Below are 23654 nucleotides of genomic sequence, written 5' to 3' on the forward strand. Positions count from 1 at the left end.
GAACCGCACAGGAGCGGCGTGCTTCGATGCCGCATCGGCTTGCCCAGGAAACAGGCCTCCAACTTTGGGGCGATGCTTTAGTTCTCCCACACGGGTGCGCGCTTCTCCATGAAGGCGCCGATGCCTTCCTCCGCGTCGCGCGCCAGCATGTTCTCGACCATCACCGCCGAGGCATGGTCATAAGCCGCGCTCAAGCCCATTTCGCGCTGCTCGTAGAAGGCGCGCTTGCCGATCTTGACGGTGGCCGGGGATTTCGAGGCGATCACGCCGGCAAGGCGCTGCGCCTCCGCCAGGGCCTCGCCCGCCGGGACGACACGGTTCACCAGCCCCATCCGCGCGGCTTCAGGCGCCGGCACCATCTCGCCGAGCAGCAACATCTCCAGCGCGTGCTTGGCCGCGAGATTGCGCGAGAGCGCCACCATCGGCGTCGAGCAGAACAGGCCGATATGGACGCCCGGCGTGCAGAATTTTGCCTGCGAGCCCGCGACCGCGAGATCGCAGCTGGCGACGAGCTGGCAGCCGGCGGCGGTCGCGGTGCCTTCGACGGCAGCGATCACAGGCTGGGGCAGGCTGGTGATCTGCTGCATCATCGCCGAGCAGCGCCCGAGGATGTCGGTGAAATAGGCGCGGCCGCGATCCGGATCGGCGCGATGCGCGCTCATCTCCTTCAGGTCATGCCCGGCGCAGAACACCGGTCCGGCGGCGCTGAGCACGACAGCGCGCACGCTGCGGTCGCCCGCGATCACGGTGAAGGCCTCGCTCAGAGCCGCCAGCATCGCCTCGCTCAGCGGATTGCGCGATTGCGGGCGATTCAGCGTCAGCGTCGCGACGCCGTCCGCATCGCTGCGCAGCAGCACCAGTGCGGCTTCGGGTCCGGTATGGGCATTCATGGCTTGGCCTTTCGCGATCGCGCCTATTGTCGGAGCGGGATCGCCATGCTGCAAGGGGAGGGATGTCCGATCCGCTTCCGGTTTCCCGCACCATGACGACGCGCATGACCGTCTCCGAACTGGAGGCTTTTCTCGACCAGGTGTTCCCGCAGCTCCATTATGGCGGGCGCACCTATTTCATCGAGGATGTCGGGCCGATGAGCGCGCGCATGCGCTGCGACTATCACGAGCGCCATCTGCGCCCCGGCGGCACGATCTCGGGACCCACCATGATGGCATTGGCGGATCTGGCGCTCTATGCCGCGATCCTGGCCCAGATCGGCCCGGTCGCGCTCGCGGTGACGACGAGCCTCAACTACAATTTCCTGCGCAAGCCCGGGCAGGCGGCGCTGATCGCGGAGGCGAGGCTGCTCAAGCTCGGCAGGCGGCTGGCGGTCGGCGAAGTCTGCCTGTTCTCGCAAGGCGAGAGCGAGATGGTCTGCCATGCGACGGGGACTTATTCGATCCCGGCCGAGCGGTAGCGGGTCGAACGGCACCACCATGTCATTCCGGGGCGGCGCGCAGCGCCGAACCCGGAACCCACGACCGGGTGCGCGATATCTTCGCCAACCCCGGTCGACAACGCTCACCCGGTCGTGGGTTTCGGGTTCTTCGCTGGCGCGAAGCCCCGGAATGACAGATGGGCACTTCGCTTCCAGCAGCGTCTTCTTCAGCGCTTCGACCGTCGAGATGTTGGGCTTGGCGCGCCGGCCTTGACCGAGAGCCCGATCGCCGACCGCACGAGGGCGGCGAGGCTGCCAGCGACAACGACGCGGACGTTGGACATCATCATGCCGCGCGCTCCCGCCCGGCGTCGCCTCTGGCCGCAAAGACCTCCTTGGCGGCGAAGAGCCCGTTCACCGCGGCGGGAAAGCCGGCATAGACGGCCATCTGCATCAGGACCTCGACGATCTCCTCTCGGCTGATCCCGACATTCAGGCACGCCTCGATATGGACCTTCAATTGCGGTGCGGCATTCCCGAGTGCGGCCAGTGCCGCAATGGTCGCAATCTCGCGGCTTCGGAGATCGAGGCCCGGGCGGGAATAGATGTCGCCGAAGGGAAACTCGATCACGTAGCGCGCGAAATCCGGAGCGATATCGGCGAGCTGATCGACAACGTTCTCGCCGGCATGGCCGTCAATCTCGGAGAGGGCGCGCAAGCCCCTCTCGAACCGCTCGTTTGCGCCGTTCTGTTGCAGCATCATCAATCTTCTCCACCATGTCGGAGCCGGCATAGCCGGCAATTTTGGTGTCGAGGACGGCAAGGCAGGCCTGAAGCTCGGCGATATGGGTCCGGACCCTGGTCCGGTGCTCCTCCAGCAGGATGCGGCGATCCTCCTGCGTCTCCGGGCCGCGTTCGCGCAAACGCGCATAACGCAGCTTGTCGCGGATCGGCATGCCGGTCGTCTTGAGACGGCCGAGAAACTCGATCCAGACCAGGATGGAGGCATCGTATTCGCGCTGCTGCGAGGAGGCGCGCGATGCGTAGGGCAGCAACCCGATCCGCTCGTAATAGCGGATCGTGTGCGTCGATAGTCCCGTGCGCCTCGCGAGGTCCCCGATCTTCATGGTTTGCCTTGTTCGTCGTGACGCTGATCTGGTTACAAGTTCGAGCGCACTCTAAGTCAAGGGCCGGTTGCACAGGCGGATTCGGCGCTGGATGCGGCTTTCGCAACCGGCTTGGCGCCGATCTTGGCCGTATGCCATTCCGGCGCGAGCGCTGAACCCGCCGTCTTGATCGGGCTCGTTGTCCCGACCATCCACGTCTTCTCCCGGGCGGGCGTGAAAGACGTCGATGCCCGCCACGAGGGCGAGCATGACGGAGACGGATCGCCGTTGCCGCTCACTTCTGCGGCAGCGGCTCCAGCCCGGTCTTCCGGATGACCGGCGCGGCCTCCGGCGAACCCAGGCAGGCGATCAGCTGCTTCGCCGCTTCCGGCTCCTTCGACCCGGCCGCCAGCCCCGCCGAGAAGACCGTCACGCGCTGGACCTCCTCGGGCAGCGTGCCGACGAAATCCAGCCCGTCGATCGTGATCAGTTCGCTGACCTGCTGGAAGCCGAGTTCGGCCTCGCCGCGCACCACCACCGTGCCGACGCGTTCACTGAAGATCTTCTTCGACTTGGCCATGACCTGGCCGCTCGGGTCGAGCTTGGGGAACAGCTCCTCGGAGAGATAGGTTCCGCTGGCGCTGGCGGAATAGGCGATCGACTTCGCCTGCAGCAGCGTCTTCTTCAGCGCCTCGACCGTCGAGATGTCGGGCTTGGGCGCGCCGGCCTTGACCGAGAGGCCGATCACTGAGCGCACCAGATCGACCCGGCTGCCGGGAATGCCCTTGCCGTCCTTGACCAGCTTGTCGAAGGCGTCGCTGGCCAGGATGACGATATCGGCGGGTTCGCCGCGCGCCAGCCGGTTGGGTATGGCATCGGGCGCGGCCCCCATCGAGGCGCCGTAGGCGCTGACGACCTTCTGGCCGATCTTCACCTCGCAGCCGGAGACGAGTTCCTTATAGGCCGCGGTGAAACCGCCGGAGCTGATGACATGGACCTCTGCGGAGGCTGGCGAGGGGAGAGCGAAGAGCGATGCGGTGAGGCCCAGGCTCAGCAGGGTGCAGGCAAGCGGTTTCTTGTTCATGGACGGTCCTCCTGCCGCATGATTGCGAAAGCTCGGCGCGATGCAACAGAGATCAATTGCCGTCTTGTACGGTATCTGGATACCTTTTATCGCATGTCGTTTGAAAACATGGGTTTTCTTGGCTATTTGTGTCGACGGATTGCCTTGACATAGCCGCGGCAGCCCCTTAACCACCGCCTCACATCGCCGCCGGGTTCCCGGAGGCTTGTCCTTTTTTCATGCTAACCGAAGGGGTGCTGCGATGAAGACCATGTCGCTGAAGCCCGCCGACGTCGAAAAAAAGTGGGTTGTGATCGATGCCTCCGGGCTGGTCGTCGGCCGTCTCGCCACCATCGTGGCGATGCGCCTGCGCGGCAAGCACAAGGCCAATTACACCCCGCATGTCGACTGCGGCGACAATATCGTGATCGTCAACGCCGATAAGGTGGTTCTGACCGGGCGCAAGCTCGACCAGAAGGTCTATTACCACCACACCGGCTTTGCCGGCGGCATCAAGGAGCGTTCGGCCAAGTTCATTCTCGAGGGCCGCTTCCCTGAGCGCATCGTCGAGAAGGCCGTCGAGCGCATGCTCCCGCGTGGCCCGCTCTTCCGCCAGATCCTCGGCAACCTGCGCGTCTACAAGGGCGCTGAGCATCCGCACGCCGCCCAGTCGCCGGAGACGCTCGACGTCGCTGCGCTCAACCGCAAGAATGCGAGGGTCTGATCATGGCCGAGGTTCTTCAGTCTCTCGAGCAGCTCGGCCAGGTCGCGAAGTCGACCCAGCCCGACGCTCCCGTCCACGTCAAGAAGATCGACGCCCAGGGCCGTGCCTATGCCACCGGCAAGCGCAAGAACGCCATTGCCCGCGTCTGGATCAAGCCCGGCTCGGGCAAGATCACGGTCAACACGCGTGACCAGGAGGTCTACTTCGCCCGCCCGGTGCTGCGCATGGTCCTGCAGCAGCCGCTGCAGCATGTCGATCGCCTGACCCAGTACGACGTCGTCGTCACGGTCAAGGGCGGCGGCCTGTCCGGCCAGGCCGGCGCGGTGCGCCACGGCATCTCCAAGGCCCTGACCTTCTATGAGCCCGAGCTTCGCGGCCCGCTCAAGAAGGAAGGCTTCCTGACCCGCGATTCGCGTGTCGTCGAGCGTAAGAAGTTCGGCAAGGCCAAGGCCCGCCGCAGCTTCCAGTTCTCGAAGCGCTGATCGTTTTACGACGGTCCGGTATGTGGAAGGGCGGCTCGCAAGAGCCGCCCTTTTCGTTTCTATTGCCCTCCCGCAGCCCTCATCCTGGGGCGTGCCGAGCCTCTGCCTCGGTCCTCAGGACGAGGGCTGAGGCTGTTTCATCGAAAAGGAGCCTCCCATGACCCGCCCCGTCCTTCTCGTCACCGGCGGCAGCCGTGGCATCGGCGCTGCGACCGCGATCATGGCGGCCAAGCGCGGCTATGATGTCGCGGTGAACTATCAAAGCAATGCCGATGCCGCCGCCGGGGTCGTTGCGGCTTGCGAGGCGGCCGGGGCCAGGGCCGTGGCGCTCCAGGGCGACATGGCGAGCGCGACCGACATCATCCGCGTCTTCGCCGAGGCGAAAGCGGCGCTGGGGCCGCTCAGCCATGTCGTCAACAATGCCGGCATCACCGGCAAGGCGAGTTCGCTCGCCGAGGCCGACACCGCCGTGATCCGCTCCTGCATCGACATCAACGTCACCGGCGCGATCCTGGTCGCGCGCGAGGCGGCGCGCGCGCTCAGCGCCAATGCCGAGGCGAAAGGCCGGGCGATCGTCAACATCTCCTCGGCAGCCGTCACGCTCGGCTCGCCCGGCGAATTCGTCTGGTACGCCGCCTCCAAGGGCGCGATCGACTCCCTCACCATCGGGCTCGCCAAAGAGCTGGCTCCGGCCGGCATCCGGGTCAACGCGGTCGCGCCGGGCATGACGGAGACCGATATCCACGCGATGTCCTCCGGCGAGCCCGGCCGCGTCGCGCGCATCGCGCCGACGATCCCACTCAAGCGCGTCGCGACGCCCGACGAGATCGCCGAATCGATCCTGTTCCTGCTCTCGGAGGCCTCGGCCTATACGACAGGCGTGATCCTGCGCGTGGCGGGCGGGCGCTAGAGTCGGGCGGCTTCTGCGCGAACCACGCCGTCATTCCGGGCTCGATCCTTCGGATCGCTCCGGAATGACGGCGGCGTTTCCAAAACAAGTCTTCACGCCTTGAGCCCCATCGCCGCGGCCCTCAGCCGATCATGCCCCGGCGCTTCAGGAACAGCATCACCGCCCAGGCCGCCGCCAGGCACATCAGCGTGACATAGCTGAAGCCAGCGGTGTCTTCGGCCCAGGGCACACCCTTGGCGTTGATGCCGAAGAGCCCGGTGATGAAGGTCGCGGGCAGGAAGACGGCGGTCAGGATCGAGAGCACATAAAGCTGCTCATTCGTGCGGTTCGCCGAGCGGGCGGCGATCTCGTCCTGCAGCAGGCGGGCGCGCTCCTGCACGGAATGGACGTCATGGTGCAAGGTGTCGACCCGCTGCAGCAGGCGCCCGGCGCAGGCCTTCACGGCGTCCGGCGCGGCGCGGCCCGAGCCGGTCTCGGCGAAGCGCCGGAACAGCAGATGCAGGCCGTTGAGCTGGCGGTGCAATCGAACGGAGGTGCGCCTGACCGCGCCGACGCGCTGCGGGCCGTCGCGGAGGCGGTCGCTCAGGACATGGTCCTCGACGCTGTCGATCTCGTCGGTGAGGCGGATCACGGCGTCGGTCACGTCGTCGATGATGTATTCGATGATGTGCTCGAACAGGGAGGCGGGCGAGGCGATGGTCTCGCCCTGCTCCAGGGCCTCGACCGTCATGCGGATCGATTGCAGGGCGCCGCGCCGGCCGGTCAGCAGGAAGCGCTCTCCGATGATCCAGTGCAGCGCGCCGACGCTCTCGGATTTCTCGGCGATGTCGCGGATCAGATCATGCGAGATGCCCCAGGCCAGTTCGGGCGAATGGTCGAGGCGCTGATGGTTGTCATGCGACAGGAACATCGCCTGCGCCGGCAGTGGCAAGGCGGATTGCCCGGCGAGCCAGGCCGGTATGCGGGTGTGGACGAGATCGAGATGGACCCAGACGAAGCCGGTGGCCGGCGGGGCGAGGCCAGGGAGTTCGTCGCGCGGGATCAGGCCAGGCTTTCCCGCCTCGTCGAAGCGATAGGCCCAGACGATGCCGGAGCTGGACTGGAGATCGGCATGGGCCGGCAATGCGATGTTCATGCGGGGCTTGCCCCATTGTGAAGAGCTTGAAAAGCAAACCGGCGCCGCGGCGGCAACGCCTCGGCGCCGGCCTTACGCTTGGCCTCAGAACACCTGACGCAACACCACGAACAGCGTGCCGGAGATCAGGATGGCGCAGGGCAGGGTCAACACCCAGGCCATCAGCATGTTGCGCACGGTCGACATCTGCAGGCCCGACTTGTTGGCCGCCATCGTGCCGGCGACGCCCGAGGACAGGATGTGCGTGGTCGAGACCGGCAGGCCGTAGACGTCGGCGGCCGCGATGGTAGCGGCGGCGACGAGTTCGGCTGAGGCTCCCTGGGCATAGGTCAGGTGCGACTTGCCGATCTTCTCGCCTACGGTGACGACGATGCGCTTCCAGCCGACCATGGTGCCGAGCCCGAGCGCCAGCGCCACCACGACCTTGACCCAGAACGGGATGAACCGGGTCGCGTCGTCGAGCGAGGCCTTGTAGGCGCTCATGACCTTGAGGTCCTCGGCCGTGAAGATCTTCTCTTCCTTTTTGTCGGCCTTGAAGATGTGCTTCATCGCCTCGGAAGCGAGATACATGTCGTTGCGGGCGTTGCCGACGACCGCGGCCGGATATTTGGAGGGGTGGCCATAGGTCTCGACCTGCTTGACGATCTCCTTGTTCAGCGCCGAGAGCGCCGGGAAGGTCGAGTCGTCGATCGTCCGGTCGGCGACATAGCGCGTCACGTTCTGGCGTGGATCGCCGATGATGGCGTAACCCAGCGCCTTCTGGTCGATCACGGCGCTGGCGGCGATGGCGGTCTTGCGGAAGGTGTCGACATCGCCGGCGGGAATGGCGCGGTTCAGCGCATAGGCCGTGGGTGCGCAGCCGATCAGGATCAGCATGATCAGGCCCATGCCCTTCTGGCCGTCATTCGAGCCATGGGCGAAGGACACGCCGGTGCAGGTCGCGATCAGAATGGCGCGAATCCAGAGCGGCGGCGGCTTGTTGCCCTTCGGCTCGGCATAGAGCTCGGGGCTTTTCACCAGGATCTTCAGCGTCACGAAGACGAGCGCAGCGGCGATGAAGCCGAACAGCGGCGAGATCAGCAGCGACTGGCCGATCTCGATCGCCTTGGACCAGTCGACGCCCGAAGTGCCGCTGTTCGAATTGTAGAGCTGGTTGGCGAGGCCGACGCCGATGATCGATCCGATCAGCGTATGCGAGGACGATGCCGGCAGGCCGAGCGCCCAGGTACCGAGATTCCAGATGATCGCGGCGATCAGCAGCGCGAAGACCATGGCGAAACCGGCCCCGGAGCCGACATTGAGGATGAGCTCGACCGGCAGCAGCGAGATGATGCCGAAGGCGACCGCGCCGCTTGCCATCATCACGCCGAGGAAGTTGAAGAAGCCGGACCAGACGACGGCGAGGTTGGCCGGCATCGCATGAGTGTAGATCACGGTCGCGACTGCGTTGGCGGTGTCGTGGAAGCCGTTGACGAACTCGAAGCCGAGCGCGATCAGCATGGCCACGCCGAGCAGGATGAAGGGCAGCCAGGTTGTGGCCTCCGTGCCGGCGGTCGAAATGTCCTGGTAGAGCGAAAACGCCATGTAGGCGAGGCCGGCGGTCATGACCCCGGCGAAGAAGGCGAGGGCACTGAGGCTATTGGGAGCGTCCAGCTTCGGTTTTCCGGCATCGGGAGCATGGCCCGTGCCGTGGTCCAACGTCATGCTCGTCATCGTACTGCTCCCCGGAGCCCTGTTAAGGTTCGGGTAACCTGTGCGAAATCGCTGACGGTCTGATGACGGGCTCTCGCGACTGCGAGAAGCTCAATCGCGCATGATCGCGCCCGCGTCGCGCGTCGCGGCCGTCCGTTGCGGCACCCGCCCGGGCGGGACGAGCCTGGGCGGGGCTGCGCCTGCCGCCTTCGGCGCGCTCGCGCCGGCAGGGCGCGCAGGCGGCTTGGAGCTGGCGACCTTCGGCTCGCCGCCATGCCATTTGCGCGCGCCGATGTCGAAGCGGCCGGCGCGCCAGGCGGCGAATTCCTGCTCGGTGCCGAAGAAGGCGTTGCGATCGACATCGCCGGTGATGCCGGGCACCTGGCCTGTCGTGGTGAACTGCCAGAACTCCCATTTCTCGCGGTTATAGCGATGCTTCAGCGGCGCGGCGGTCGAGCGCAGCCAATAGGGGTAGTCGTTGAATTCGCCCTCGAGCACGTCCTCATGGAAATTGATGTCGGTGTAGATGATCGGCTTCTTGCCGGTATGGGCGTGCAGCGCCGCCAACATTTCGCGGATCTTGGCGAGAGCCTGGTCGCGCGAGATCTTGCGAGTGCATTGCGAGCCGTTCTGCCATTCGACATCGAGCACGGGTGGCAGCGCGTCGACATCGCGCGGGATGTGCTTCTTCAGCCAGCGCACCTGGTCCTTGGCCGAGCGGCACCACCAGACGAAATGATAGGCGCCGCGCGGGATGCCGTGCTTTTTCGCCTCGGCCCAGTTGCGCTTGAAGCTGGGGTCGAGATGGTCGCCCCCTTCGGTCGCCTTGATGAAAACGAAGCGGGTGTCGGCGTCCTTGACCTTGGCCCAGTCGATCTCGCCCTGCCAGCGCGAGATGTCGATGCCCTGGATCGCTTTGCGCCGCGCGTCGCGCACGCCGCGATGCGGTTCGCTGTCGCCCTTCTTCGGGTAGAGCGCGGCGGCGGGCACGGTCTCGCAGGCGAGCAGGCCGAGCGTGGCGAGCACACCGAAAAGGGTTCGTCCGAAAATCGTCGCTCGCGCGGGCATCCACTTCTCCATTAGAGCCTTGCGCGAAAAAGTGGGTACCGGCTTTTCGCAAGAGCAATGCTCTCAACTTTTAGAAGCGATCACGTCGCATTCGGGCGGTTCCGTCCGAATGCGACGTGATCTAGCCTTTCCAGATGAGAGCGACGTGGTTAAGGCCCGGTTAGAACTTGCTCGCATCCGAATGGCTTGTTTCAGCTTTGGTTAACCGGGGAGGAGCGGCGGTGGAGCCGGGCAGGCGGCAGGCGGTGACGGGGTGGCGCAGGACGCTCGCCTATGGCGTGCATGTCTTCACGGCGCTGGGCGCGGCGCTCGGGCTGCTCTCGCTGCAGGCTGTGATCGTGGGCGATCTGGCCCAGGCCTTCGGCTGGCTCGCGGTGGCGCTGCTGGTCGATGCGCTAGACGGGCCGCTGGCGCGCCGGCTCGAAGTCAGGGAATTGGCCAGGCGCTATGACGGGGCCCAGCTCGACCTCGTCGTCGATTTCATCACCTATGTCTTCGTGCCCGCCGCGATGCTGCTGCGCGCCGATGTGATGGCGCAGCCCTGGGGCCTGCTCTGCGGCGTCGTCGTCGCGCTGACGAGCGCGCTTTATTTCGCCGATACCGGCATGAAGACCGATGATTGGTGGTTCCGCGGCTTTCCGGCGGTGTGGAACATCGTCCTGTTCTACATCGTCGCCTTTGCGCCGCCGGCCTGGCTGGCGGTTGCGGTGGTTCTGGTCGCGACGGCGCTGATGTTTGCGCCGGTCGTCTTCGTCCACCCGGTCAGGGTGCGGCGCTGGCGTTGGCTGACGCTCTCGATCCTGGTGCTCTGGGCGGGGGCGGCCTTGTGGACGGTCTGGCGGGAGATGCATCCGGACCAACTGGCGAAAGGCGTCCTGCTGGTCGCGGTCGCCTATTTCGTCCTGCTCGGCCTGGGGCGCGCCTGGGAAAGACGCCGTCGCATCCGAGCCTGACGGCGCGGCGAAAACGGCCCCGTCAGTTGCGCTTGCCGGTGCTCCGGCCGATGTGAAGCGAGGAGGGCACCGGCTCGATAGCGCCGGGCACGGTCGCGACAGGCGCGTCCTCGGGCTCGACCGGTTCTGGCGCTGACGGCTGGAGCGAGGGAGCAGGCGCCGGCGGCTCGTTGACGATGCTCGGGCTCGGCTGCGCCGGCGACTGGCGGCGCTTGGCCCAGGCGCGCGTGCCGATATCGAACTCGCCGTTGATCCAGCCGATGAACTGTTCTTCGCTGCCGAAGAAGGCGTTGCGGTCGACGTCGCCCCTGATGCCCGGCACGCGCCCCGTGGTGGTGAACTGCCAGAACGCCCAGGGCCGGTTGGCATAGCGTGCCTCGGGCAGGGCTGCCGTCGAGCGGATCCAGTAGGGGTAGTCGTTGAACTGGCCTTCCAGCACATCCTTGTGGAAGGTGATGTCGGTATAGATCACCGGCTTCTTGCCGGTGAGCTGCTCGAGCTCGGTCAGCATGAGCTGGATTTTCTCCAGCGCCAGCGCCCGGTCGATCTTCTGCGGGCAGGTCTTGGAATGGCCGTTCCATTCGACATCGAGCACCGGCGGCAGCGCATCGGGATCGTTGGGGATCTGCTGCTTGAACCAGATCGCCTGCTCATGGGCCGGGCGGCACCAATAGACGAAATGGTAGGCGCCGCGCCGCACGCCGGCCCGGCGCGCCGCGTCCCAGTTGCGCTGGAAGGCCGGATCGACATGGTCGCCGCCCTCGGTCGCCTTCATATAGACGAAGCGCGTCCCGGCGCCTTTCACTGCAGCCCAGTCGATCTCACCCTGCCAGCGCGAAATGTCGATGCCCTGAACGGCATAGCGATGCGCGGCGGCGACGCCCGGATGAGGCCGGTTGTCGCCCTTGAGCGGATAGTTGCCTTCCATCGCGACGCAGCCGCCCAGCACCGCGAGCGCGGTGGCGACAAGGAGGGAGATGGGATTGCGGCTGAACATACGGTGCAGGGTCATCTCCCTGAAAATTGAGGAGAAAGCTTGACGCCCGGTTTACGTTACCGGTTTTTCTCAGGCCTTAGGCTAGATCACATCGCATTCGGACGGAAACGTCCGAATGCGATGTGATCGATTCCAAGAGTTTAGAGCATTGCTCATGCGAAAAACCGGTACCCACTTTTTCGCGCAGGGTTCTAGCCCAAGCCGAGCCATAATGTCGCGATCCCGAGGAAAGCGAAGAAGCCCACGACATCGGTCACCGTCGTGACGAAGGTTCCCGATGCGATTGCGGGGTCGATATCGAACCGGTCGAGCAGGACGGGAATTGCGACGCCGGCTCCGGCTGCGGCGATCAGGTTGACGATCATCGCGACGCCGATGACGAGGCCCAGCCCCGTGCTCGAGAACCAGATCGCGGCGGTGACGCCGGTGATCAGCGCGAAGCCGACACCGTTCAGCAGGCCTACGATCATCTCGCGGGTGAAGAAACGGCGCAGGTTCCAGGCGCCGAGTTCCTGCGTCGCCAGTGCGCGAACCGCCACCGTCATCGTCTGGGTCGCAGCATTGCCGCCCTGGCTCGCGACGATCGGGGCCAGGATCGCCAGCGCCACGAGCTTGGTCATCTGCGCCTCGAACAGGCTCATCACGGCCGCTGCCAGGAAGGAGGTCAGCAGATTGATGAAGAGCCAGCGGAAGCGGCTCTTGGCGATCTGCCGGACGGGGTCCGACAACTCCTCGTCGGCGTCGACGCCGCCGAGCTGCTTGACGTCGTCATCGGCCGCCTCCTCGATGACGTCGACGATGTCGTCGATCGTCATCACGCCGACGAGGCGGCCGGCATCGTCGACCACGGGCGCGGCGACGAGGTTGTAGCGCTGGAACATCCGCGCGACATCCTCGATGTCGTCGGTCGCCTTGACGACGCGGTTCTCCTCCCCGACCAGCTCGGCGACCGGCACCGGCCGCTTGGTCCGCAGCAGGCGGTCGAGCTGGACGGTTCCGACGAAATGATGCGCGGGGTCGGCGATGAAGATCTCGAAGAAGCGCTCCGGCACATCCTCCGTCTCGCGCAGATAGTCGATGGTCTGGCCGACGGTCCAGAAGGGCGGCACCGCCACGACCTCGCTCTGCATGCGCCGGCCGGCGCTGCCTTCGGGATAGTCGAGGCCCTGCTGCAGCGCGACGCGCTCGGAGGGCGTCAGCTTGTCGAGAACCTCCTGCTTGTCGGCCTCGTTGAGGTCTTCGAGGATGTAGACCGCGTCGTCGGTGTCGAGATCGCGCACGCCCTCGGCGACGGTCTGCGCCGACAGCTCCTCGAGAATCTCCTCGCGGACGGCGTCGTCGACCTCGGTCAGGGCGGTGAAGTCGAAATCGGCGCCGAGCAGCGAGATCAGGCGCGGGCGCTCCTCGGGATCGAGCGCTTCCAGCACGGCGCCGAGATCGGCCTCGTGCATGTCGGCGACGACGGCGCGCAGCGTCGTCAGGTCCGAGAGCAGGACAGCTTGCGAGATCTGCTCGATCAGCCCTGCGTCGATCGCACCGTCTTCGTCGCGAATCGGGCGCTCCAGCACCGCGTCCTGAGCCGTTTGCGTGTCCGCCATCGGTTCGGCTCCATGGTCTGAGGGACGGTCTGGATTCGAGGGAAGGGCGGCTGCTCTTGTGTCAGTGCGCTTGCGCTCTTGCAATGCAGCATGACCGTTTCACGGCATAGTCCCAGTGCCACGGCATCGGCTTGTCCCGAAAACCGGTTTCCACTTTTCGGGCCGATGCTCCAGCCCGGAAACACGAACGGCGACCCGCGAGGGTCGCCGTTCGTGGGGCTCAGCCCAAATCTGGTGCGGTCAAGAGGACTCGAACCTCCACGGGTCTCCCCGCTACCACCTCAAGGTAGTGCGTCTACCAATTCCGCCATGACCGCAGCGGCTCGAAAACTGCCGTGTGAACGCGGCAACTCAGGAACGGCGCGGGTCTAGCAAATCGAATCCGCCGCCACAAGAGTGTTTCGTCAAGAATGCGTCATGGTCCGGTTTATCCCCTACAGCTCTCATCCTGAGGAGCCGCGTAGGCTGTGTCTCGAAGGATGCTCCGGAAGGCTCCCGAACCAGCTGGAACATGCTTCGGGACGCGAGCCTTCAGCCCGCTCCTCAGGATGAGGGCTGTGGAGACGCGGAGAATCGCTTGGCCGCTCAGGCCGCCTCGGCGACGCTCTGGAGCGAGTAGACCGTCGGGCGCTTCAGCATCTGGGTGATCTCGACCGAGATCTTGGAGCCGCTGACCACGACATTGCCCTTGGCGAAGGGGTGGTTGTTGGCGAGAATCTGGACTTCCTCGGTCTCGGTCGCGTTGAGCTCGATGATGGCGCCGCGGCCCATGCGCAGCAATTTGTAGATCGGCATCTGGGTCTGGCCCAGCACGACGGTGAGAACGACAGGAACGAGATCGAGATCAGCCTTCAAGTCCTGCCTCCGAAACCCTACTTCAGAATTCTACCAACGAAACTTGCCAGCAGAGCTTGCCTGAGGGCCATTTTCGAGCGCAAGAGGCGCCTGCCGCTTCCGATGAATGAACGTTGAACAAACAGGGTTAAGGCGAAGTGAAGACGCGCGAGGCGCTGGCAGTTTTGTTTGGGACAGAGGGCGAGGCCGGCCCGGTCGAATGGGTCGTGGCTGAGGGCCTGACCGGCTATGAGGCCGCTGTCGCCGAGATGGAGGCGCGTGTCGCGCTGATTGCCGACGGGCTCGCGCCCGAGCGCGTCTGGCTGGTCGAGCATCCTCCGCTTTACACCGCCGGCACCTCGGCAAAGGATGAGGATCTGATCGCGCCGGAGCGCTTTCCGGTGCATCGCAGCGGCCGAGGCGGGCAGTTCACCTATCACGGCCCGGGCCAGCGCGTGGCCTATGTGATGCTCGACCTGAAGCGCCGCGACCCTGATCTCAGGCGCTTCGTGGCAGCGCTGGAGGCCTGGCTGATCGGCACGCTCGACACCTTCAATGTCAGGGGCGAGCGGCGCGAGGACCGCGTCGGCGTCTGGGTCAGGCGACCCGAGAAGCGGGCAATGACTGGCGCAGAGAGCGCCGAGGACAAGATCGCCGCGATCGGCATCCGGGTCCGGCGCTGGGTCTCGTTCCACGGCATCTCGCTGAATGTCGAGCCGGACCTCACGCATTTCGACGGCATCGTGCCTTGCGGCGTCAGCGACCATGGCGTGACCTCGCTGGTCGATCTCGGCCTGCCCGTGACGATGGCGGAGGTCGATTCGGCCTTGCGCGCGCAATTCGAGCGCATCTTTGGGCCGACCATCTTGGCATGACGCCCCGTTGGCAGCACCCGCGGAGCCGTTCATAAGGCTGATCCCAAGAGTTGATCTGCCGAGCAGTCCAGTTGGACCCTCAGCCCTCATCCTGAGGAGCCGCGATAAGCGGCGTCTCGAAGGATGCTCCAGTTTGCACAGGAGCCTCCTGGAGCATCCTTCGAGACGCGCTCCTGCGGAGCGCTCCTCAGGATGAGGGCTGAGGGGGGTGCAGATCAGCTGTCCAAGAACTGACGAGGGAGCGCGACGTGCCGGTCATCGAGAGCAAGGTCGATCTGGATTCGGCCGAGACGCGCGCCAATGCCGAGAACTGGGCCGCCCTGCGCAGCGAATTGCAGGAGCGCCGCATGACGGCTGCGCTCGGCGGCAACGCCAAATCGCGCGAGCGCCATACGGCGCGCGGAAAGCTCCTGCCGCGTGAGCGCGTACTGCGCCTGCTCGATCCCGGTTCCGCCTTCCTCGAGATCGGGGCGCTCGCCGCCTTCGAGATGTACGACAGGGAGATCCATGGCGCCGGCATGATCGCCGGCATCGGCCGCGTCTCCGGCCGCGAATGCATGATCGTCTGCAACGATGCGACGATCAAAGGCGGCACCTATTATCCGATGACGGTGAAGAAGCATCTGCGCGCCCAGGAAATCGCGCGCGAGAACCGGCTTCCTTGCATCTATCTGGTCGACTCTGGCGGCGCGAACCTGCCGCATCAGACCGAGGTCTTTCCCGATCGCGAGCATTTTGGCCGGATCTTCTACAATCAGGCGACGCTTTCGGCTGAGGGCATTCCGCAGGTCGCGGTGGTGATGGGCTCCTGCACTGCCGGCGGGGCCTATGTGCCGGCGATGTCTGACGAGACGATCATCGTGAAGAACCAGGGCACGATCTTCCTCGGCGGACCGCCTTTGGTGAAGGCCGCGACCGGGGAGGTCGTCTCGGCCGAGGACCTCGGCGGCGCGGATGTCCATGCCCGCCTCTCGGGCGTCGCCGACCATTATGCCGGCGACGACACCCATGCGCTCGCCATCGCGCGCCGCATCGCCAGCAATCTCAACAGCGTCAAGCGGCCCGATCTCGACATCGCCGAGGCGGTCGAGCCGCTCTACCGGCAAGAGGAACTGGAAGCCGTCGTCCCGACCGACCTCAAGAAGCAATACGACATCCGCGAGGTCATCGCCCGGCTCGTCGACGGCTCCGAGTTCGACGAGTTCAAGAAGCTCTACGGCACGACGCTGATCACCGGCTTTGCCCGCATCCACGGCATCCCTGTCGGCATCATCGCCAATAACGGCATCCTGTTCTCCGAGAGCGCGCTGAAGGGTGCGCATTTCATCGAACTCTGCTGCCAGCGCCGGATTCCGCTGCTCTTCCTGCAGAACATCACCGGCTTCATGGTCGGCCGCGATTTCGAGACGCGCGGCATCGCCAAGGACGGGGCCAAGCTCGTCACGGCGGTAGCCTCGGCGAAGGTGCCGAAGATCACCGTGCTGGTCGGCGGCTCCTTCGGAGCCGGCAATTACGGCATGTGCGGGCGCGCCTATTCCCCGCGCTTCCTCTTCACCTGGCCGAATTCGCGCATCTCGGTGATGGGCGGCGAGCAGGCGGCGAGCGTGCTCGCAACCGTGCGCCGCGACAATATCGAGGCCGAGGGCAAGAGCTGGACGGCGGCGGAGGAGGAGGCCTTCAAGGCGCCGATCCGCTCGAAATACGAGGAGGAGGGCTCGCCTTATCACGCGACTGCCCGGCTCTGGGACGACGGCATCATCCTGCCCTCCGAGACGCGGCGCGTGCTGGCGCTGGCCTTCTCGGCCTGCCTCAACGCCGAAGTGCCGGAGACGAGGTTCGGCGTGTTCAGGATGTAAGGGCGCTGTTCGGATCGTCCCGAAAGCTTGGCTTGAGATGAAGCCCGTGATTTCAAAAGCCTGCCACGAGATTCGTGGCAGGCCCGTATTTTGGTTGGAGCAACGCTCGCGGTCCCGGCTCAGCGCTCAATAGCGGCGCTTGTTCCAGCCACGATGGCGCCCACGATTCCACCCGCGATGCAGACCGCGATTCCTGCCCCGCCCGTAGCCATGGCCTCGACCTCGCGCAGGCTCGATCAACGAATCCTCGGCGTTTGCCGGTCGTTCAGCTGCAGCGGCAACGGGCAAGGCCTCAGCTGCACTGTGAAGCGTCACGGGCAATAACCCCGCTCCGAACATCATCATCAGAAAAGCTCGTCTTTGCATCGTTTCTCTCCCGATGCCCCTTTCGTGCCGGCCACGCTGTGAGGAGCATCGGGATAAACCTGCAGCCTGATCAATTTGTTCCTGATGGAACCACCTTCTTGATCGCCCGGCCAATGCGCAACCTCGGGACAGGCGGCAGCGTGCAAAACCGTTGAAGACGATCTGTGCGCTGGACAGTCTGTTTGTGACGGCGTCAATATCTCATCCCGTCGCTTTCATGGCGACATTGCGCTGGGGCCCAAGGCTGACGCCCATCCGGTGGCGCCACCTACGCCACGAGCCGCGTTTCCCTGTTCAGGAACTTCATCTCGAATTCCTTGGCCGGGATCGGCTTGCTGATCAGATAGCCCTGTCCCTCGTCGCAGCCCATCTCGCGCAGCAGGTCGGCGGTCGCTTGCGTCTCGATACCCTCCGCGATGACCGAAAGGCCAAGCGCCTGGCCGAGATCGATCGTCGCGGCAACGATGGCAGCATCCTGTGAGCCCGGCTCCAGCCGTTTCACGAAGGACTGGTCGATCTTGATCTTGTCGAGCGGAAAGGTCTTCAGATAGGTCAGGCTGCCATAGCCGGTGCCGAAATCGTCGAACGCGATCTTGACGCCGAGCGCCCGCAGCGCCGCGAGCACGCGCAACGTCTTGGCGCCGTCGTCGAGGATGATGTCCTCCGTCACCTCGAGTTCAAGCAGCTCGGGGCGCAAGCCATTCTCGGTGAGCCGTCTTTCGACCTCCGCGGCCAGATCACCGGCCGCGAACTGGGACTGGGCCAGGTTCACGCCGATGCGGATGGCGTAGCCGCGGCGCTGCCAGTCGGCGGCCCGCCGGCAGGCGGTTTCGAGAACCCAGGCAGCGACATCCTCCGACAGCGAGGTGGTGTTCACCACCGGCATGAATTCGGCCGGCGAGACATAGCCACGTTCGCGATGGCGCCAGCGGATCAGCGCCTCGGCGCCGAGGACAGTTCCTGTGCGCAGGTCGATCTGCGGCTGATAGAACAGCTCGAACTCGTTATCAGCCAGCGCCGCGCGCAGCTCGGCCTCCAGCGCCTCGCGCCGCTCGATGGCGCCGCGCATGAGTGGATCGAACGGAACCGGAGCCGCGCTCGTTTGCGCCTTGGCGCTGGCCAGCGCGAAATGCGCGTTGCCGATCAGCATCTCGGCATGATGCGCGGTGCTGGTCGAAGCCAGTCCGACCGCGACCGTGATGCGATGCGGGCGTTCTCCGACGGTCACGGCCCGATACTGGAAATCGGCGACGATGCGCTCGCCCAGTGCCGCGGCCTCGCCTGCCTCGCCTGCGAACAGGATCGCGAATTCATCGCTGCTGAGACGAGCGATCAGGCTCGCCTGCGCGGCGACCGCCCGCAGGCGCTCGACAAGGGCGACGACCAATGCGTCACCGAAGGAATGACCGTAGAGATTATTGACCTGCTGGAAGCGGTTCACCCCGACGAGCAGCAGCGTGGCGTTGCCCGCTTCCCTTCGCGAGATGGCCTCTTCGAGATGTGCCATCAGACCGTTGCGGTTGGGCAGGCCGGTCACGGTGTCGCATTCGGCGAGATAGCGGATATGCTCCTGCTGGCGCTTGCGCAGCGAGATGTCGCGCAGCACCACGCCATATTGCACGCCGGTCGCGGTATCCCAGCAGGACAGGCTGCATTCCAGATCGAAGTGCTCGCCCGAGCGGCGCAGGCCCACGAGCTCGACGACCGTCCCGCCGCGCTGCAGCAGCCGGGCCAGAGGCACTGCAGTCAGCATGAACGGCGCTTCGCTCACGCCGCCATCGCCCTGAGCCAGCAGGAATTCGAAGCGCTGGCCGATGGCCGCCTGTTCGGAATGGCCGAAGATTGCGCTCGCACCGGGGTTCCAGAGCGTGATCCGACCGGTTTGATCGACGCAGACCAGCCCGTCGCTCAAGGACATGGCGATGCGCTCGAAGCGCCGTTCGGCGGCGAGCCTGAGGAGGCCGCGCAGATCGATCTCATCGATGGCGGTGGCGAGTGCGTAGGCCGCGACGGCGGACAGCAGCAGCGAGCTGTCGAAGGCGATCGGGTGGAAGGCCTGGACACAGATCGCCGCGCCTTCGATCGCCAGTGCGAGCAGAGCCAGCACGAGAATCCGCCGACCCGCTCGGACCCGGCGCCAGATCGCGGCCATCGCGATGACCAGCGCGGCGACGCCGCCCAGCGAGACCGCAGGCGAGGTTGTGGCGAGTGTCCGCCCCTGGATGATCGACTCGGCGGCGAGCGCCTGCACCAGCGAGCCTGGGATGATGCGGCCGTTGGGCACGGTGAAGCGGTCGCCCAGTTCGGCGGCGGTGCCCGCGATGATGGCTTTCTTGCCGCGCAGCGCGGCGAGCGCCGCAGGCGTCCCACGCAGGACGTCGATGGCGGAGAGGCTCGGCACGGAGGCGGGCTGGATGCCGAAATCGATGCGGAAGGGCGGGGCGTTCTGGTCGTGCCGGCCGGCGAGCATGTCGCCGACGGAGGGAATGAAGTCGCCTTCGATCACGGCGCCATGGCTGTAGCGGCGAATGACGCCATCCGGCTCGGGCAAGACGTTGACGAGGGCGAGCCAGGCCTGCTGCGCGAAGAGCGGGATCGGGCGGTTGATGTGCAGCGTGTGACCGTCGCCGCGATCGGCGACAAGCTGGCGGAACGCCGGCAGAACCACCGAACCACCGGCTGCCTGCAGGGCTGCGGCAAAGGCTGCGTCCTGATCGGCCGTGGACGGCGCGCTGAAATCGACGTCGAACACGATATCGGTCGCGCCGGCGCGTTCGAGCCGCTGCACCAGCTCCGCATGGACGCTTCGCAGCCAGGGCCAGCGCCCCAGCGCCTCGATCGAGCGCGGATCGATCTCGACCAGGACGATGTCGCCTGTGGCCTGCCGTGTCAGCAGCTTGAAGCGAGCATCGAGCAGGGTTTCGCGCAACCACGGGTGCAGCCCCGACAGGACCAGGAGCGAGAGCAGCAATCCGACGAGCAGGTGGGTGCGCAGGCGCTTCACGTGCGAGGCACCGCTGCGTCTGCAATCCGGCGGTCAGTCCTTCTTGCCATTGCCATTGCCGTTGCCGTTCTTGGCGAGCCCGAAGGCATTGCCGTTTGCGTTTCCGCCGGTGTTGCTGCTGGTGGATTTGCCGGTGCCATTGCCGCCGGCGTTGCTGCTGGTTGATTTGCCGTTGCCGTTTCCGCCGGCATTGCTGCCGGAGGAATTGCCGCTGCTCGCGCTGCCTGCCACGTTGCTGTTGCTTCGGTTTCCCGCCGATTGCGCGACGCCCTGGCCGTTTGCAGTGTTTGCACTCGCAGAACTCGTGCCCGCCGATCCGGAAGCCGTGCTCGCCACACCGGCGCCGGCTGCTTCCGTCGCGGCGACCGCGCTGCCGCTATTGCCCGTATTGTTCTTGTTGCCGCCATTGCCCGGGTTGAGCTCGCCGGTATTCCACACCGTTGCGCGGCGAGGGGCCTGGCCGTTCGCCTGCGCCTCGCTGCGTGCCATGCCGTGCGTGACCTTGTGGATATCGAGCTTGACCTCGCCCAGCGGTGCGGAAATGCGCAGCGCGCCGTTTGGCTCGCGCGCGATGCCTGACGGAGCGGGCCGGCGGCGGTCGGAAACCTCGTTGAGCACGGGCGCGGTGCCGCGCAGCAGCGGCGTGGCGCCGGGCGCGGGCCTGAGGCCTCCGCCTGGAACCGCAAGGGGAGCGACACGCGCCGCCTGCGGAGTGCCCTGCTCGACACGACCGAGCGTGCCCTGGCCCGAGAGCTGCAGTCCGGGAACCTGGCCGGAGGAAGCCCGTGCGCTCTGGCCCGGCATGACGAGCGCGAACTGCCCGGAACGGAAGTCCGAGACCTGGACCTGGCCGCGCACGACATCGACCTTGGCCTGCCCGCGCTGGAGCGAAACGCTGAAGCGCGTGCCCTTCACCACCGCTGCGAGATAGGGGGTCTCGACCTCGAAATGCTGGACATTGCGCTTTTCAACGTCGAGCAGGATCGACCCCGCCTGCTGGATCACCGTCGACATGCCGGGGCGACCGGCTTCCGGAAGGCTGATCGCCGAATTGGCCGAGATCAGGATGCTTTCTGCGCCGCGGACGAGCAGCACGCGTCCATTGCGCCCGGTCCGGATCGAATCGCCCGGCCGGAGTTCAGCCTGCTGCGCTGCAGAAGCCTGCTGGACGCCGCTGCCGGACACCCAGGCCTCGCCCGAGACTTTGGCGATCCGCCAGAGATTGTCCTGAGCCTGTGCCGCGGGTACTGCGCCGATCGCAACGATCACAGCCAAGGCGAGGCCGGTGGCAAATCGTGCCGCTTTCCGAAGCATGGGTCTCAATCCTTGAGTCGCAGGCGGACTTTGCGCAGGCGCAAACCGCTGACCCAGGAACATAAAAGCGAGGCGTGAAGAGAGACTTAGCGCCCTGGATTGTAAATCCTCAAATCTAGAGCGTTTCATTAACCATGTTTTTTTACGGTCGGGAGAGGCCGGGGGGCTGGCTCGAATTCTCACAGGCGGCAGGGCATGCGGCGTCAAGCCGAACGACAAGAAGCGAAAATCCGCTCGTCAGGAATCGTCTTTGCCGCTGGGGTCATCTGTCTGGTTCATGCGATCACGCCCGGATCGGCTGGTGCGCAGTCGCCTGCAAGGCCGATTCAGCCGATCGAGGCGGTGGCGCGGACACAAGCCCAGCAGCGCGAGGCCGAGCAGCGCCTGAAACCGCTGCCGCCGCTGCCCTCCGCCGCTGTCGTGAGCCAGCAGGCGAGTGCCGACACCAGGCGGCTGTTTCGGCTTCAGGCCGTCGACCTCGACGGAATGTCCGCGCTGTCCGCTGGAGAGCTGGCCGCGGCCTATGCCGGCTATCTCGGGCGCGAGATATCCCAGCCCGATATCGTCACTATCGCTGCCGCGATCAGCGAGATCTATCGCAAGGCGGGTTTCCATCTCAGCCGCGCGATCGTGCCGCCGCAGGATCTCAAGCGCGGACGATTGCGTATCCAGGTCATCGAAGGGGCGGTCGAGGAGATCGTCGTCAACGGCGAGCAGGCCGAGGCTTTCGGGGTGAAGTCGCTGCTTTCGCCTGTTGCAGCCGAGCGTCCGGCGCGGCTGGCCACGCTCGAACGGCAGCTCCTGCTGGCCAATGACCGGCCCGGGTTGCGCGTCACCGACACGGCGCTCGACGAGATCGCGCCGGCAAGCGGCCGCTTTCGCCTGACCGTTTCAGTCCAGTCCTGGCGCGTCTATACAGCGGTCGGCATCGACAATATGGGCTCTGCCGCCGTGGGACCCTGGCAGTCCTCTGCCAGCGCCGCGCTGAATTCGCTCGTCGTGCCCGGCGACAGCCTCGCTATGTCCGGCTCCTTTGCGCCAGGGGCTTCGCGCGAGCTGCGCTATGGCCGGGCGAGCTATGATCTGCCGCTGGGCGTCGAGAGTCTGCGCGCCGGCATCTCGGCCTCCCGCAGCGAGGTCTGGCCGGGCGACGAGCGGCGCTGGCTGCGCACGGTCTCCCAGGCCGAGACCTATGAGGCCCGCATCGCCTTCGCGCCGGTGCTGAGCCAGATTCATACGCTCTGGTTGAGCGGCTCGTTTGGCCTGAGCGATGTCAGCGAACAGAACAGCTATGGCCGCCTTTACAGCGACCGCATCCGCCTCGCCAGCCTCTCGGCCGATTACAAGCTGCATGCGGCCGAGGGTAGCTGGAGCTATCTCTCCGCGACCTACCGGCATGGCCTCGGCTTCGCCGACGCGAAAGCCGACAGTGCGGACTGGCTCTCCCGCTCCGGTGCGTCGAGCCGCTTCTCGCTGCTCAACGCCTCGTTCACGCATTACCAGAACCTTTTCGAGAACTGGTCGCTGAAGCTCTCGGCCGTAGGACAGGTCGCGTCCGGACCGCTCCTGTCCTCCCAGCAATATTATCTCGGTGGCCTGTCCTTCGGGCGCGGCTTCGAGGGTGGTTGGCTGGCGGGCGACAACGCCGTCGCGGGCTCGGCCGAACTGCGCTTCGACCAACCGCTGAACCTCAGCTTCGCCAAGGGTTACCAGCTCTATGGCTTCACCGAGGGCGGCGTCACGCGCAGCTACAGCCAGCCGAAGGATCTGGTGCAGGGCCTGGCCTCGATCGGCTTAGGTGTCAGGCTGTTCGTCAGCGACGACCTGCAACTCGGGGTCGCCGTTGCCAAGCCGCTGACCTATAGCTCGCCGCTGCGCTGGGACCGCGGTGCGACCGTGCTGTTCTCGCTCTCGAACGCGCTTCGCTTCTGCCCGGGAACGCAGGATCTGCGCTGCCGATCGTGAGGCGTTCGGCCCCGCGAACTGACCGTGCAGGAGGCCTGCGCACAGACCGGCCGGCATCGGCCGCTCCCGCCTTAGTCGGATGAGGGCGGGGCTCAAGCCGTGGATGCTCGGGACGTGCCCGAGCATGACGGTGAGAGCGCGAGGGCGACGACGTCCAATCGCCTCATGCACCACGCTCCAGGCACCGCCGCCGATGAGCGGGCGGCTGCCGCCAATAGTGGAATGCGCGGTTGCCCTGCATCGCCGCCTCTTCCGTATTCTGCATGCGCTTAGAGCCGGATGATTCCAGATGGGATCACTTTGTGATTCCATCTGGAATCTGAATCCGTCTCTCATCAAA

The 23654-nt window shown here is 65.8% G+C and carries 20 protein-coding genes and 1 tRNA gene; 8 read left to right on the forward strand and 13 right to left on the reverse strand.

Annotation, left to right across the window (positions count from 1 at the left end; all coding sequences use genetic code 11):
* Positions 1-77: 77 nt before the first annotated feature.
* On the reverse strand, positions 78-890 hold the full coding sequence (locus tag CYD53_RS07215; protein ID WP_103717405.1) for an enoyl-CoA hydratase: 813 nt from the start codon (positions 888-890) through the stop codon (positions 78-80).
* A gap of 104 nt (positions 891-994) precedes the next feature.
* Here CYD53_RS07215 and CYD53_RS07220 point away from each other — a divergent pair, with 104 nt between their 5' ends.
* Positions 995-1411, forward strand: a complete 417-nt coding sequence (locus CYD53_RS07220; RefSeq protein WP_103717560.1) for a PaaI family thioesterase — start codon at positions 995-997, stop codon at positions 1409-1411.
* Positions 1412-1718: 307 nt separating this feature from the next.
* Here the strand turns inward: CYD53_RS07220 and CYD53_RS07225 are convergent, their stop codons facing one another.
* From CYD53_RS07225 to CYD53_RS07235, 3 genes are all read right to left on the reverse strand, one after another.
* On the reverse strand, positions 1719-2135 hold the full coding sequence (locus CYD53_RS07225) for a carboxymuconolactone decarboxylase family protein (protein WP_103717406.1): 417 nt from the start codon (positions 2133-2135) through the stop codon (positions 1719-1721).
* Positions 2068-2499 (reverse strand): MerR family transcriptional regulator, encoded by a 432-nt coding sequence (locus tag CYD53_RS07230; RefSeq protein WP_103717407.1) that lies wholly within the window; start codon positions 2497-2499, stop codon positions 2068-2070. Before CYD53_RS07230 ends, CYD53_RS07225 begins: the two co-directional genes overlap by 68 nt.
* A 274-nt stretch (positions 2500-2773) precedes the next feature.
* On the reverse strand, positions 2774-3562 hold the full coding sequence (locus CYD53_RS07235) for a substrate-binding domain-containing protein (protein WP_103717408.1): 789 nt from the start codon (positions 3560-3562) through the stop codon (positions 2774-2776).
* A 241-nt stretch (positions 3563-3803) separates the two neighbouring features.
* Between CYD53_RS07235 and rplM the strand changes: the two genes are divergently transcribed.
* The 3 genes from rplM (at position 3804) to CYD53_RS07250 (ending at position 5657) form a co-directional block, all read left to right on the forward strand.
* Complete coding sequence (rplM, locus tag CYD53_RS07240) at positions 3804-4265, forward strand: 50S ribosomal protein L13 (protein WP_092177746.1); 462 nt, start codon at positions 3804-3806, stop codon at positions 4263-4265.
* Between the two features lie 2 nt (positions 4266-4267).
* The gene (gene rpsI, locus CYD53_RS07245; RefSeq protein WP_069692103.1) at positions 4268-4747 is read left to right on the forward strand and encodes a 30S ribosomal protein S9; all 480 of its coding nucleotides are present in this window, start codon (positions 4268-4270) and stop codon (positions 4745-4747) included.
* 157 nt (positions 4748-4904) lie between these two features.
* On the forward strand, positions 4905-5657 hold the full coding sequence (locus CYD53_RS07250; protein ID WP_103717409.1) for an SDR family oxidoreductase: 753 nt from the start codon (positions 4905-4907) through the stop codon (positions 5655-5657).
* Between the two features lie 121 nt (positions 5658-5778).
* Here the strand turns inward: CYD53_RS07250 and CYD53_RS07255 are convergent, their stop codons facing one another.
* The 3 genes from CYD53_RS07255 to CYD53_RS07270 all read right to left on the reverse strand — a co-directional run bounded on the left by CYD53_RS07255 (position 5779) and on the right by CYD53_RS07270 (position 9552).
* Complete coding sequence (locus CYD53_RS07255) at positions 5779-6792, reverse strand: transporter (RefSeq protein WP_103717410.1); 1014 nt, start codon at positions 6790-6792, stop codon at positions 5779-5781.
* Positions 6793-6876: 84 nt separating this feature from the next.
* On the reverse strand, positions 6877-8505 hold the full coding sequence (locus CYD53_RS07260) for an inorganic phosphate transporter (RefSeq protein ID WP_103717411.1): 1629 nt from the start codon (positions 8503-8505) through the stop codon (positions 6877-6879).
* A 90-nt stretch (positions 8506-8595) separates the two neighbouring features.
* Complete coding sequence (locus CYD53_RS07270; RefSeq protein WP_210202297.1) at positions 8596-9552, reverse strand: glycoside hydrolase family 25 protein; 957 nt, start codon at positions 9550-9552, stop codon at positions 8596-8598.
* 245 nt (positions 9553-9797) lie between these two features.
* On the opposite strand from CYD53_RS07270, the gene CYD53_RS07275 reads away from it, so the two are divergent.
* Positions 9798-10505, forward strand: coding sequence for a CDP-alcohol phosphatidyltransferase family protein (locus CYD53_RS07275; RefSeq protein ID WP_146055840.1), 708 nt, complete (start codon positions 9798-9800; stop codon positions 10503-10505).
* A 22-nt stretch (positions 10506-10527) separates the two neighbouring features.
* Here the strand turns inward: CYD53_RS07275 and CYD53_RS07280 are convergent, their stop codons facing one another.
* The 4 genes from CYD53_RS07280 to CYD53_RS07295 form a co-directional block, all read right to left on the reverse strand.
* Entirely contained in the window at positions 10528-11517 is a 990-nt protein-coding gene (locus tag CYD53_RS07280) for a glycoside hydrolase family 25 protein (RefSeq protein ID WP_425428268.1), read from the reverse strand.
* Between the two features lie 176 nt (positions 11518-11693).
* Positions 11694-13100: a magnesium transporter gene (gene mgtE, locus CYD53_RS07285; protein WP_103717415.1), complete on the reverse strand. Its 1407-nt coding sequence runs from the start codon at positions 13098-13100 to the stop codon at positions 11694-11696.
* A gap of 232 nt (positions 13101-13332) precedes the next feature.
* Positions 13333-13417, reverse strand: a tRNA-Leu gene (locus CYD53_RS07290).
* A gap of 268 nt (positions 13418-13685) precedes the next feature.
* A complete protein-coding gene (locus CYD53_RS07295) occupies positions 13686-13955 on the reverse strand; it encodes a FliM/FliN family flagellar motor switch protein (RefSeq protein WP_083269630.1) in 270 nt (89 codons plus the stop codon).
* A 164-nt stretch (positions 13956-14119) separates the two neighbouring features.
* On the opposite strand from CYD53_RS07295, the gene lipB reads away from it, so the two are divergent.
* Complete coding sequence (lipB, locus tag CYD53_RS07300; protein ID WP_342751665.1) at positions 14120-14809, forward strand: lipoyl(octanoyl) transferase LipB; 690 nt, start codon at positions 14120-14122, stop codon at positions 14807-14809.
* A 248-nt stretch (positions 14810-15057) separates the two neighbouring features.
* Positions 15058-16665 (forward strand): carboxyl transferase domain-containing protein, encoded by a 1608-nt coding sequence (locus tag CYD53_RS07305; RefSeq protein ID WP_103717417.1) that lies wholly within the window; start codon positions 15058-15060, stop codon positions 16663-16665.
* Positions 16666-17299: 634 nt separating this feature from the next.
* Here CYD53_RS07305 and CYD53_RS07310 read toward each other — a convergent pair.
* Positions 17300-20035, reverse strand: coding sequence for an EAL domain-containing protein (locus tag CYD53_RS07310; protein ID WP_103717418.1), 2736 nt, complete (start codon positions 20033-20035; stop codon positions 17300-17302).
* A gap of 33 nt (positions 20036-20068) precedes the next feature.
* Entirely contained in the window at positions 20069-21568 is a 1500-nt protein-coding gene (locus CYD53_RS07315) for a FecR domain-containing protein (RefSeq protein ID WP_210202298.1), read from the reverse strand.
* A 123-nt stretch (positions 21569-21691) separates the two neighbouring features.
* Here CYD53_RS07315 and CYD53_RS07320 point away from each other — a divergent pair, with 123 nt between their 5' ends.
* Entirely contained in the window at positions 21692-23314 is a 1623-nt protein-coding gene (locus CYD53_RS07320) for a ShlB/FhaC/HecB family hemolysin secretion/activation protein (protein WP_181011746.1), read from the forward strand.
* Positions 23315-23654 lie beyond the last annotated feature (340 nt).

This window comes from Allobosea psychrotolerans, from assembly GCF_002917105.1.
GTDB lineage: Bacteria > Pseudomonadota > Alphaproteobacteria > Rhizobiales > Beijerinckiaceae > Allobosea > Allobosea psychrotolerans.

What these genes read in the sequence shown, in the direction of transcription:
- CYD53_RS07255 (WP_103717410.1), bottom strand. Translation starts at nt 6,792, where the DNA reads ATGAACATCGCATTGCCGGCCCATGCCGATCTCCAGTCCAGCTCCGGC.
- CYD53_RS07225 (WP_103717406.1), bottom strand. Translation starts at nt 2,135, where the DNA reads ATGATGCTGCAACAGAACGGCGCAAACGAGCGGTTCGAGAGGGGCTTG.
- CYD53_RS07230 (WP_103717407.1), bottom strand. Translation starts at nt 2,499, where the DNA reads ATGAAGATCGGGGACCTCGCGAGGCGCACGGGACTATCGACGCACACG.
- CYD53_RS07270 (WP_210202297.1), bottom strand. Translation starts at nt 9,552, where the DNA reads ATGCCCGCGCGAGCGACGATTTTCGGACGAACCCTTTTCGGTGTGCTC.
- CYD53_RS07235 (WP_103717408.1), bottom strand. Translation starts at nt 3,562, where the DNA reads ATGAACAAGAAACCGCTTGCCTGCACCCTGCTGAGCCTGGGCCTCACC.
- rpsI (WP_069692103.1), top strand. Translation starts at nt 4,268, where the DNA reads ATGGCCGAGGTTCTTCAGTCTCTCGAGCAGCTCGGCCAGGTCGCGAAG.
- CYD53_RS07250 (WP_103717409.1), top strand. Translation starts at nt 4,905, where the DNA reads ATGACCCGCCCCGTCCTTCTCGTCACCGGCGGCAGCCGTGGCATCGGC.
- CYD53_RS07220 (WP_103717560.1), top strand. Translation starts at nt 995, where the DNA reads ATGACCGTCTCCGAACTGGAGGCTTTTCTCGACCAGGTGTTCCCGCAG.
- rplM (WP_092177746.1), top strand. Translation starts at nt 3,804, where the DNA reads ATGAAGACCATGTCGCTGAAGCCCGCCGACGTCGAAAAAAAGTGGGTT.
- CYD53_RS07280 (WP_425428268.1), bottom strand. Translation starts at nt 11,517, where the DNA reads ATGACCCTGCACCGTATGTTCAGCCGCAATCCCATCTCCCTCCTTGTC.
- CYD53_RS07215 (WP_103717405.1), bottom strand. Translation starts at nt 890, where the DNA reads ATGAATGCCCATACCGGACCCGAAGCCGCACTGGTGCTGCTGCGCAGC.
- CYD53_RS07260 (WP_103717411.1), bottom strand. Translation starts at nt 8,505, where the DNA reads ATGACGAGCATGACGTTGGACCACGGCACGGGCCATGCTCCCGATGCC.
- mgtE (WP_103717415.1), bottom strand. Translation starts at nt 13,100, where the DNA reads ATGGCGGACACGCAAACGGCTCAGGACGCGGTGCTGGAGCGCCCGATT.